Genomic DNA, 10,714 nt, shown 5'->3' with positions numbered 1-10,714 from the left:
AAGATGCACGTCATCGCCTTCGACCCGTTCCTGTCGCCGGAGCGGGCGGTGGAGATGGGCGTGGAGAAGGTGGAACTGGACGACCTGTTCGCGCGCGCCGACTTCATCACGCTGCACACGCCGCTGACGGACAAGACGCGCGGCATCGTCGACGCGCAGGCCTTCGCGAAGATGAAGGACGGGGTGCGGATCATCAACTGCGCGCGCGGCGGCCTGGTGGTGGAGGCCGATCTCGTGGCGGCGCTGAAGAGCGGCAAGGTGGCGGGCGCGGGCATCGACGTGTTCGAGGAGGAGCCGGCGACGGAGAACGCGCTGTTCCACATGGAAAACGTGGTGTGCACGCCGCATCTCGGCGCGTCGACCACGGAAGCGCAGGAGAACGTGGCGCTGCAGGTGGCCGAGCAGATGTCGGACTATCTGGTCAACGGCGCCGTCACCAATGCCATCAACATGCCGTCGATCCCGGTGCCGGCGGGCACCCGTGGCAACCTGGCAGGACGATGAGAGGGACAGACCCGATGCAAGCACTGGAAAGGCTCGTTCGATCCAACCTTTTCGAGATGACCATCATCACGCTGATCGTCATCAACGCGATCGGTCTCGGACTGGAAACGACCGACATGGCAGACGGCCGGCTCGGCGCCTTCCTCTACGCGATGGATCGCATTTTCCTGATGATCTTCACGGCCGAACTGATCGCGCGGGCCATCGTCTTCCGGTGGCGCTTTTTCCACGACCCCTGGCGGATTTTCGACCTGATCGTCGTTTCGATCGCCTGGATTCCGGCGACGGGCGGCCTCTCCATCCTGCGCGCGCTCCGCATCCTGCGCGTGTTGCGGCTGGTCAGCGTGGTTCCGTCGCTGCGCCGGGTCGTCGGCGGCCTTGTCGCCGCCCTGCCCGGCATGGCGTCCATTCTCGCCCTGCTGTCGTTGATATTCTACGTCTTCTCGGTGATGGCGACCCGCCTGTTCGGCTCCTCGTTTCCCGAGTGGTTCGGCTCCATCGGCGCCTCGGCCTATTCGCTGTTCCAGATCATGACGCTGGAAAGCTGGTCGATGGGGATCGTCCGCCCGGTGATGGAGGTCTATCCCCAGGCCTGGCTGTTCTTCATCCCCTTCATCGTCTGCACCACGTTCACGGTGCTCAACCTCTTCATCGGCATCATCGTGTCGGCCATGCAGGCGGAACACGAGGAAACCGCGGCGCGGGACCGCGAGGAACTGCACAACGACCAGAACGCCATCATCAGCGAACTCAAGGCGCTGAGAGCCGAGATCGCGGCGCTGCGCGACCAGCGGCCATCCTCCTGATCATTCCGATCGCGGGGTTCGCGCCGTCACCTCTACGGGCACGCGCCAAGGACGCGCGAAGGCTCCACGGCATCGCTGCCCGCGCCGGCTGTCGCTGACCGGCTACAGCCAGCCCGGACGAGCGGTTCCGCATCGCAATTCCGGACGCGAAACCGGCACCCACTTTCGCTGGTATTACCAGTTCCGCATCGCAATTCCGGACGCGAAACCGGCACCCACTTTCGCTGGTATTACCAGTTCCGCATCGCAATTCCGGACGCGAAACCGGCACCCGCTTTCGCTGGTATTGCTCTAGTTATCGCCGGGACACATGGTCAGCGGGCCGACCGAAACGCATCCTTCCGAAAACTCGACTTCCGGGCCCTGGCTGGCGCCATCGTCGTCGTCATCGTCGCCCGCTCCCGGCGGTTCGCAATCCACCACCTGGCCGCGCCGGTGGGCATGCCAGTCGCGTTCGCCCCAATCGCGGACGAAACCCATCTGGCAACCGCGGTGCCGGCCATGTACGAGCAGCACGTCGGTGTCGGAGGGCGCCGGCAATTCGAAGGACATCACCGGTGCCGCGTTGACACCGCTTGTAAACAGTCCGGCCACCAGCGCGGTCGAAAACAGAATTGCCCTCGTCTTGAAATTACTCATCAGCACCTCCTATGGTTGCGCACCTTCCCAAGACATAACTCTACTTCGGACTTTCCCCGTCTGAAGATTCAGATCCTTGAAGTCTTTATTAGTAACGACTTTATTATTACAGGATTTCTATTGTGACGTCGAGTTGGATTACGAGTGGAAAGCGTGATCAGCCGAAGAATGCTTAACGGGTGCAGGCCGCCTGCCGCGGAACGTGTTTTCCCTCATGAAAACAAAGCTATACCCACAGCCGACCGGAGACCCGGGCGCGGTCCGCGACAACCGGTCGCGGCTTTCAGGCGGCGCGACCGCGCCATGGCGCCCCTCGCGCGGGGGCCGTCGGATGAATTCCTTGCCTGGTCTCGAAGGTCAATTCGTTGACGCGGAGCGCCATGGAGGGCACCCTTTCGTTTCCGCGCAACATCGAGCAAAGTCGTAACAATGATCAGAGACTACTTGCGACGATTCAGCCAGTTCGTGCTCAATCCGGAGGATGTGATGGGCAAGTCCGATGCGATCGAGAACTTCGAGATCTTCTGGAAAACATTCAACGACCGCTACCCGTTCTTTGAACTTCGTGGCGTTGACTGGAAGCGGCAATACGAATTGTTCCGCCCCAAGGTGCATGGCGGGATGAGCGAGGCCGCCCTGTTCGAGGTCCTTTGCGACATGATACGCCCGCTCAAGGATGGCCATGTCGAAATCGACGCCGAGATCGGCGACGACGACAAGTATTTCAACCCCGAGGACAAGGCACGTTTCTACCAGGAATTTTCAGAGAAACAGATCAAGAAGCTGTTCGAGACGACCGAGAAGACCCTGATGGAGCGCGGCTTCGGCAAGATCCGGAAAACGGATGCCTGGATGCTCACCTATTCCCGTTCGGACGATATCGCCTACATGCGGATTCTCGAACTCGAAGGGATCAAGAAACGCAAGCTCACCACCGCGCTGGACCGGATCAGCAAGGATTTCCCGGCGCTGAAGGGCATCATTGTCGATATCCGCGACTGTCCCGGCGGTGACGACGACATCGTCATCGCCATCGTCAGCCGGTTCACCGACCAGCGGCGCACGGTCTTCCACCGCAAGACGAAGCAGGGGCCGGGGGCCGACGATCTGTCGGAGCTCAAGTCCTGGCACGTCGAGCCCGAAGGCGAGCACCAGTTCACCGGGCCGATCGCGCTCTTGACCTGCGACGCGGTGTTCAGTGGCGGGGAGGTTTTCGCGCTCGCCATGAAGCAGCTGCCGCACGTGACCATCATCGGCGACCGCACTGCCGGGATCTTTTCCTACCAGCTGGAGAAAACCCTGCCGAACGGCTGGGACTACAACCTCTCCTACCAGATCTACTATTCGCCGGACATGGTCTGCTACGAGGGCGCCGGCGTGCCGGTCGACATCGAGTTCCGCAACACGCGGCGCGACCTGGAGACCGGCGAGGACAGCCTGGTCGTGCGGGCCTTGGACCACCTGAACCCGCCGATGGTCTGACGCCTTCCACGGTCAGGGCGCGAGGCCGGGGACGAGCGCGACAAGCGCCTCCGATGCGAGGAGCTGGAGGACATAGAGATCGAAGGTGTGCCGCCCGACGAAGCGCAGCACCGACGAGGCCGGGACGGGCGGCTGCAGCGCACTCGGACCGCGCCGGTAAAGATAGAGGACCACGACAAGCAGGACCATCTCCACCAGGAAGGTGATGAATGCCGGATCCGGAAAGCCGTAGGCCGCCTGTTCGCGCCAGAGGAAGACCGCTGCCGCAAGGGCCACGAGGCCGAACCGGACGGGTGCCAAGGTCGAAACGGGTGCCAGACCGGGGTCCGCATCGGCGTGGAGGCGTTGCAGGAGACCGAACAGGGCCCAGAGCCAGCCCGAGGTGCCATATTCGATCATCGGTCCCGCGAATGGCGCGGCGGCCACCAGGGCAGTCGCGATCACGGCCAGGGCGAGCGCGTCATGGCGCACCAGAAGTTTCACGACCAAGGGTCTCATCCACCGGATCAGGGCAAAGCTGAGCAGGATGTTCGGCGCCACCCAGGTCCAGCCGTTGCCGGCACTGTCGAGGACGGTGAGGACGATCCCGGCGACGATCCAGAGCGCGGGAACCCGCGTGCTCCTGCCGTATCCCAGAAGGAAGAAGAAGACGGGTGCGGCAAAGCGGCCAAGGACGCTCCACCACAGATCGCTTTCCATGAAATAGTAGCCGAAATGGTCGATAGCCACGAAGATGATGGCGGCCGTCTTCAGCCAGTCCGTGTTGTCGACGGCCGGTCTTGCAGAGGCTGTCCGGGTTGCCGTTTCCATGTCAGGCCCCTCCTCCCTCGTGCGCGGTTCCACCGCGGCCGGTTGCGTTATGGCGATGCCGGCGCCGGCAACCAGCTGCGGATGATAGCGCCATAGTTTCCATCCTGCGGCGTCAGCGGGATGCGCTCACGCAGGCCGCGGATCGCGGCCCAGGCCGAGAACGCGCCGGTTCCGGGATCGCCGTCGCCCATGCCGCCGTCTGCCGTCCAGCTCTGCCGGATGGTGGCGAACTCCTTCAGAAGGAACCGCGTTCCGTCGCGCACCTGACGGTCATTGGCCGGCGTGCAGCCATATTGCCTCAAGGTATCGACAAAAGACGAGATGATTTCGTAGCTGCCCGCCTGCAAGGCGGGATAGAAATTCTCGCGGATGAAGCGATGCAGTTCGGGCATGTCAGCGACGTAGAGCGGGAAGCGCTGGTTGTCGGAGGGAATGTAGGCGATCTGCCTGGCGAGTTGGGCACGCAGTTCGAACTCCCGGCCGTCCGCGCCTTCAGAGAAATTGCTTGCCAGCCCGAGCGTCAGCGAGCGCAAATAGTCCATGGCCTCCGGTGCGAAGCGGTCCGCGCCCGCCGGTAGCCGGATGTCGGGATAGACCGCTGCCTCGGTCAGCCAGATCGACCAGAGGGCCAGGTCGAACAGGTCCTCGATCTCGCCCGGGAGGACCCCCTTCTCGGCCATGAGGTCGCGATAGTCGATGGTGATCGCATCGTCGAGCGATCCGCAATCCTGCGCCGAGGCATTCGTCCTTGCCGTTATCATCGCCGTGCGGCTGTCACCGGGTTCGTAGAGACGGTGGGCGAACACCGCCAACGGCAGCAGGGCATCGTATTCCTTGCAGGCCGCCCAGGCCGGGTCGAGGCCATCGTAGGAGCCGATCAGCGTGGAGAGGTTTGCCCCGGCCGCGGCGCGGGCCTTGCCGCTCAGATCCGGGTCCGCATCGGCGGAATAGGTAACCTGCAGCAGCATCTCGATGGAATCGTCCCAGAGCACCATGACGGCATCGGGATTGTTCGCGAACAAGGCGATCAGCCCGTCGAGGCCGGCGGAAACGGCAGCCCTCAGCGTTACATTTTCGGCATCGGTCCAGGGCGACGCGTCGAGCGTCCGCGTCATCGCCTCGGAAGGGCGCCAGCTTTCCGGCATGCCGTCGGGCTGGAGCCGGCAGATCGATGGCGCGGTGTCCGCCAGGGCGCCGGTTGTCATGGCCAGAATGATCGATGCGGTTATCCATCTCCTCATGGTGCGCTCCTCCATTCGTCAAGAACCGTTCCTCTGGACGGCGACAGCCGCCTCACGCCATGGCGCGGTCCAACTCCCGGCAGACCACGGCCGCACAGGCGCCGTCGATCGTCAGGATACGGGACAGGACAACACCGGGCCTGTCGCCCGCTTCCCGGCAGGTCACAAGCCGGGGCTCCGGGTCGAGCGTGAATTCGAAGGCATCAAGCCCGTAGGCGAGGCCCTCGCCAACGGATTTCAGCGCCGCTTCCTTCAGGCACCAGACCTGCAGGAAGAGGCCATCGCGCCTTTCAGGCGGCGCGGACCGGAGCCGGGCGATCTCGCCGGCGGAAAAAAAGGCTTCGGCCAGATCGCCGGCCTGCAGGCCTTCGGTCCGGTCTTCCCAGTCGATGCCCACGGCCAGCGTCCGCGACCAGGCGGCGAGAAAGCCCCGGTCGCAGGCCGAAAAGCTGAACCAGATGCCCGGGTCCGCGACGAGGACGGGCCGGCCCTCGTCCGTCTCCTCGAAATCCAGCGCTTCGAGCGGCTGACCGTCCCCGGTCGCCAGGCCGGCGCAATAGCGGCGGAAGGCGCGCCGGCGGGCAAAACGGGACGCATCGGCCGGCGCGAGAAACCGTGCAAACCTCTCCCGCTCCGGCAAGGACAGGGCGGCCAGGCAAAGGCGGTCGAGCGCCTCGCCCGCCACGTAGGGCATGGAGACCACTGTGATATCGTTCAAAGGCGCGGCGAGAGAGCAGATGCGGCCCAGTGCCGCGAAATGGTCTTCAAGACCCCCGTCCCCTGTGCCGCGCATCACGGCACCGACCGTGCGGCCACGACCGGTTGCCGGGCCTTGGCGAGCGCGCCGCCTGCAACCGGTTCCGTGCCGGGCTTCGCTTGATGCTCGCCCGCCCTCATGGTCGCCGGGCGGATCATCTCGGCCGGGCTGCCTTCGTAGGAGCCGGGCGACAGGACCATTTCCTTCAGGACCAGCGACAGGGGCTTCAGCGTCGTATCGTCGGCGATGTCGGCGCCCCCCATCAGGGTCGCGCCGTAAGGAACCGTGCAGCGATCCCCGACCGTGCAGCGTTTGACCCGCAGGTACATGTTCTCGAAGGAATGGAACTGGAGGAAACCGTTGACCACGCAATCGTCGCCGAAGCGCACCGCATGCCAGTCGAAGCACTGGAGCGGCTTGCTGACGATCGTCCGCTTGCCGATGGTGCAGCCCATGAGCCGCAGCACCGGATTGGCCAGCACCGTTCCAGCCGTCAGCCCGAGTGGCCCACGGCACCAGGCGAAGAAGCAGTCCTGGGCGAAGAAGTAGGTGAAGTGACGCATCGACCAGAAGGGGGTCGCATGATCGAGGCCCCAACGGCGGCCGACGAGGGCAAGCTTCACCGCCGCGGAAAGGGCGACGAGGCATGCCTCGGTCACGAGCAGGGAGATGAACGCGCCGGACAAGGCCTCGAAGCCGTAGCGTTGCAGGACGAGAAAGAGGGCGGTGAAAGTGAGGCCTTCGACGATCCGCAGGGTGCCGATGCTGAAGATATCGTTGAGCAGGACGCGCGCCAGGAACAGCGGGAAGCGCGGCATCTCGTCGGCATCCGGAATGCCCTCGGTGGGCGGATGGGCAAACCGGATGGGCGGATGGCCCGCGATCGATACCGGCTCGTCCGGCAGGGTGCGCAACTGGCGCCGGAAATCGATCTCGCTGGCCGGCGTCGATACGCCGAGCAGGAAATCGGACGGGAACTGGCCGTACTCGGCAACGCAGTTGTTGCCGGTGAAGAAGTTCTCCGGCATCTCGATCCGGCGCAGCTTGACGTGTTCGGCGCCGTAGTCGAGCGTGTTCGTGTAGCAGCCGTTGGACCAGAAGACCTTGGATGCCGAATAGGCCATTTCCGGCACCAGGTTGAACATCACGTCGCATTCCGACGCCCCGGTTCGCGGCAGGCGCATGCCGGCCAGGTAGCGCATGTACTGGCCGGTGATCGTCCACGTCCAGACCCCCTGCACGCCATTGAGCATCTTCATGCGGTAGATCAGCAGCGCGGCGCGCAGGCCCCGCGTCGGCAGCAGCCCGGGCGAGGCCGGGGTCAGGCGGATGAAGAGGCTGGACAGGACCGAGGTGGCGACCGTGCTCGCCCAGGTGGTCAGGAAGGCATAGAGCGAGAGGTGAAAGACGATCTGGTAGAGCGGCGTGATGATGAAATAATTGGGTGGCAGCTGGTTGTCGCCGCCCGCCACGAACGAGGTGAAGGAGGCGCCCGACAACGCGGCCTCGCCAACCGGGATGAACCCGCGGGCAATCCACAGGATCACGGCGGTCGGGACAATGGAGACCAGGAAATAGATCCCGATCTGCATGGCGACGTTCAGCGTCTCCAGGAGGTTGATCGGCAAGCTGTAGCGGCACGCCGCGGCCGTCCGCTTGAGGTCGGTATAGCCGCCGACGCAGCGCGCCGGAGCGCCCTGCCACATCTCGTTTTCCCCGACGGAGGCGAAGACCGGTGTGAACGGCGTGATCCAGCTGCCCTTGCCGACGGTCACGTCGTTGGCGACCGCGGCCCGCATGCCGATCTTGCAGCGATCCTCCAGGCGCACCGGGCCGACATGCAGCGTCTGGTCCGCCCAGCGCGTGGTCCGCACATAGGCGCCGGTCTGGATCGCGACATCGTCGCCGATGCTCAGGAGGTCGAGCGGGCCGGCCAGTTCGGCGTCCTGGGCGCATTGCAGGTTGCGGCCGACATCGGCGCCAAGCTGCCGGAGGACGAAGGCCGTAAGCGGCGCGCTGCGATACATGGCGCCCAGCGTCAGCAGAACCGTCGTTTCCATGCGCTCGATGCACCAGACGCGCAGGTGCATCCGGCTCCATTTCGGGTAGGCGCCGGGCGACAGGTTGTTGCGATAGGCATGGCCGCCGAGGAAGAGCTTGATCGTCATGACCCAGGCCAGGGCCGCGAAGGGCGCGGCCAGACCGATCACGTAGAGCAGCATGCCGACCACGATGAAGGCGGTCAGGCTGGCGGTGGTGAACAGGCTTGCAAACTCCACGTAGCCGAACAGGGCCAGGAAGGTGCCCAGCGCCGGTGCGTAGAGAACAAGGGCGAACAGCATCTGAAGGGTGGTGAACCAGGCGATCGGCAGGACCGTCGCGTCCTGCTCGTCGCGGACATGGCGGACCGGGGCCTGCGCCAGCTTTTCCACCTTCGGCCGAGCGCCGCCGAACTCGGCGCGGTGATGGGTGACGATCTTGCGGACCGTGTCGCTGTCGCTCATCAGGGAGCGAACCGACACCTGCCAGCCCTTCGACTGCAGCCGCTGGGCCAGCCGCGCGATCAGGATGGAATGGCCGCCGGCATCCGCAAAGCGGTCGTCGACGCCGATCTCGGTCTTGAACAGGTCCTGGCAGAGGCCGAGAATCTCGGCCAGTTCCGGATCGTCCCTGACCTCGTCACGCGAGGCCGTGGCGGCGGCCGCCGCTGCCCGGGGGGTACGACCGGCCTTCTCCCCGTCGCTGCCGGCGAAGCTGGAAATATCCGGCAGCGCCTTTCGGTCGATCTTGCCGGAAACCGCCTTCATGACGAAATTCCGGACCAGATAGATGCTGGTCGGAACCGCCGGTTCCGGCAACTGGCCGGCAAGCCGTGCAAGCACCCCTGACGCCCACTCATCGGGCGCGAGCGCGACGTCCCTGTCTCCGGGTTGCATGACCGAAGGGGCGGCGACAAAGGCGACGAGCGCCTCGTTCTGGTAGTCCAGGACGGCGGCTTCGATCTCGGCGAACTGGTTCTGCAGGATATCCTCGACCGCCTGGGTCTCGACGCGGTGTCCGCGTACCTTCAACTGGGCATCGATGCGCCCGAGGTAGTGCACCCGCCTGGAGACCGGGTCGATGCGGCAGCGGTCGCCGGACCGGTAAAGGCGGCCGTGAACGGGATGGGTGACGAACTTCTTCGCGGTCTCTTCGGGCAGGTTGCGATAGCCACGCGCGACATGAACGCCGCCGATGCACAGTTCGCCGGTTTCGCCGAATGGCAGCGAGTCGTCGCCATCGGGATCCAGGATGACATAGGAGACATTCGGAAAGGGCGAACCGATGGTGATCGCCTCGCCGGGACGCAGGCTCTGGCGGCTCGTGTCCGTGCTGGCCTCGGTCGGGCCGTAGGTATTGATGATCTGGCGACGCGCGCGCGTCCACGGCTCCACCAGCGCCGGCGGGAAGGCCTCGCCGGCGGGAATGATGTAGCGGCAGACCGGATAAGGCAGGTCCTGCTCCGGATTGGTGGTCAGCGTCGTCAGCAGGACCGGCGGGCAGAAGAGGGCGGTGACTTCCGCCTCGACGAGGATCGGGACGAGGTCCGGCCCGGAGCGGATCTGTTCCTTGGTCAGCAGCGTGACGGCGCAACCGCAGACCCAGGCGCTGTACATTTCCGAGATCGAGCCGTCATAGCCGAGCGACGAGGTCAGGGAAGTCGAATCCATCCCCGGGATGAAGTCGAAATAGTCGGCGTAGGTCAGCGCCAGGTTGATGTACCCGGCATGGGGGCATTCGACGCCCTTGGGCTTTCCGGTGGTTCCGCTGGTGTAGAAGATCGTCGCGAGCCGCTGCGCCGGATCATCCAGCCAGGGCCTCTGGCCGACCGGTCTCGCGCCGGGCGCCAGGGCGGTGATGTCGAGCGTCGGATAGTCGCCGAACGCCGCACCGCCCCGGGTCAGGATCACCACCGGCCGGGCATCGTCGAGCATGTGCTCGATGAGGCTGTCCGGCATCGTGGTGTCGAGGAACATCAGCACGCCGCCGGCGCGCAGGATGCCGAGGTGAGCCGCCACGATGTCGGCATTGTCCTGCGACATGGCGACCGCCACGACCTGGTCCGGCCCGTCCACGAAGGCTTCGAGCGCGGCGGCGATCGTATCGGTCCGCGCGTCGAGTTCGGCGTAGGTCAGGCTTTCGCCGGTGTGGGGGACCTGGAGGGCAAGATGGTCCGGATAGCGGGCGGCGGTCCGGCTGAACACGTCGGACAGCCAGAGCACGCCCTTCTGGTGCGACGCGTTGGCAAGACTTGCCGGTCCGAACCGGTCGGTGAGGACGTGCTCGTGGGTTTCCCCGCCGAGCGGACCGGTGTCCTCCGCGGCCCAGAGGTAGCGCCGCCAGGCGGCAAATGCCACCAGCGTCAGGATGACGAGGACAATTGCTCCCCAGACGGCCGTCATGCCTTCTCGCTCCCTGTCCTGACCGGTTCCGCG

At 65.1% G+C, this 10,714-nt stretch carries 7 protein-coding genes and 1 pseudogene; 3 read left to right on the top strand and 5 right to left on the bottom strand.

The window, feature by feature from the left end:
• Positions 1-483, top strand: a pseudogene (locus CSC94_RS22950) (NAD(P)-dependent oxidoreductase); the annotation flags it as partial.
• A 35-nt stretch (positions 484-518) separates the two neighbouring features.
• Positions 519-1,310, top strand: a complete 792-nt coding sequence (locus tag CSC94_RS22945) for an ion transporter (RefSeq protein WP_099308709.1) — start codon at positions 519-521, stop codon at positions 1,308-1,310.
• Positions 1,311-1,601: 291 nt separating this feature from the next.
• Here CSC94_RS22945 and CSC94_RS22940 read toward each other — a convergent pair whose 3' ends face one another.
• Positions 1,602-1,949 carry a hypothetical protein gene (locus CSC94_RS22940; protein ID WP_099308708.1) on the bottom strand — a complete coding sequence of 116 codons (348 nt, stop codon included), beginning with the start codon at positions 1,947-1,949 and terminating at the stop codon, positions 1,602-1,604.
• Positions 1,950-2,378: 429 nt separating this feature from the next.
• On the opposite strand from CSC94_RS22940, the gene CSC94_RS22935 reads away from it, so the two are divergent.
• On the top strand, positions 2,379-3,431 hold the full coding sequence (locus CSC94_RS22935) for a S41 family peptidase (protein WP_099308707.1): 1,053 nt from the start codon (positions 2,379-2,381) through the stop codon (positions 3,429-3,431).
• Positions 3,432-3,443: 12 nt separating this feature from the next.
• Here CSC94_RS22935 and CSC94_RS22930 read toward each other — a convergent pair whose 3' ends face one another.
• Genes CSC94_RS22930 through CSC94_RS22915 form a run of 4 tightly spaced genes read right to left on the bottom strand, consistent with a single transcriptional unit; the run spans position 3,444 to position 10,681 of the window.
• Positions 3,444-4,241, bottom strand: coding sequence for a TraX family protein (locus tag CSC94_RS22930; protein WP_099308706.1), 798 nt, complete (start codon positions 4,239-4,241; stop codon positions 3,444-3,446).
• A gap of 47 nt (positions 4,242-4,288) precedes the next feature.
• A complete protein-coding gene (locus CSC94_RS22925) occupies positions 4,289-5,482 on the bottom strand; it encodes a hypothetical protein (RefSeq protein WP_133123028.1) in 1,194 nt (397 codons plus the stop codon).
• 52 nt (positions 5,483-5,534) lie between these two features.
• A complete protein-coding gene (locus CSC94_RS22920) occupies positions 5,535-6,275 on the bottom strand; it encodes a 4'-phosphopantetheinyl transferase family protein (protein WP_114647881.1) in 741 nt (246 codons plus the stop codon).
• Positions 6,275-10,681, bottom strand: coding sequence for a non-ribosomal peptide synthetase (locus CSC94_RS22915; protein WP_099308704.1), 4,407 nt, complete (start codon positions 10,679-10,681; stop codon positions 6,275-6,277). The genes CSC94_RS22920 and CSC94_RS22915 overlap by 1 nt, the downstream gene beginning before the upstream one ends.
• Between the last annotated feature and the right edge of the window lie 33 nt (positions 10,682-10,714).

This window comes from Zhengella mangrovi (assembly GCF_002727065.1).
Taxonomy (GTDB): Bacteria; Pseudomonadota; Alphaproteobacteria; order Rhizobiales; family Rhizobiaceae; genus Zhengella; species Zhengella mangrovi.
The sequence above is the reverse complement of the archived record's forward strand: the minus strand, read 5'-3'. Positions and strand labels throughout refer to the sequence as shown.